At 61.6% G+C, this 620-nt stretch carries 1 protein-coding gene; it reads right to left on the bottom strand.

Translation table 11 applies throughout. From position 1 onward, the window contains the following. Positions 1–418: 418 nt before the first annotated feature. On the bottom strand, positions 419–620 hold a 202-nt coding region (locus E4U92_RS36190; protein WP_168725292.1), incomplete at its 5' end, for a hypothetical protein.

Genomic DNA, 620 nt, shown 5'->3' with positions numbered 1-620 from the left:
CTTACCACATAGGACACGGTCTTAGGCGCCGATGGCTTCGACTCGCCACCGGCGCCTGATCGCCCCCCGCTGCCAGCTAGGCGCGGCCGATTACTTTCCATCACCGGCGCCCGAGCACCGCTCTTGTTGCGGAACACTCAGCGTTTGTTTCGGCGGTTCGCGAGGGAACGGAAGAGAACGAAGAAGGCGATCGTGGCGCATAGCGCCAGTATGACGGCCGTGACAGAATTCATCCTCCGACCCTCACTGCCCGCGCCGCCGCCGCCAGTAGTCACGTGCGCTCGCCGATTGAGCCCACATGGTGAAACCGGCCGCTGCCGCAGTCGCGACGATGACGAGTACGAGAACCAGTGAATTCATTCTTGATCCTTCCTGAACAGGCCGGGGATTTTTTAATCCCCGGCCTGTTCACGGCAACTTAGAGCAAAGCTTTTCCGATGTCTATAACGTCCTTAGCTTTCAGTACGTAGTCGATGGCTTTACCGGCGTTTCCGCTGCTCTCGTCGCCGTAGTCTTCCAGTACCTCCAGCCCTACATCCGTAGCGCACCCGCCCGCGAAGGCGGCGATGGCACCGACGCCGGTTTCGCTCGCTCCGGGGTTGACGGGGTCGCCCTCGGCG

Origin of the sequence: Streptomyces galbus, from assembly GCF_005280195.1 — a bacterium.
GTDB lineage: Bacteria > Actinomycetota > Actinomycetes > Streptomycetales > Streptomycetaceae > Streptomyces > Streptomyces galbus.
This window is presented reverse-complemented; position numbering and strand designations above follow the sequence as displayed.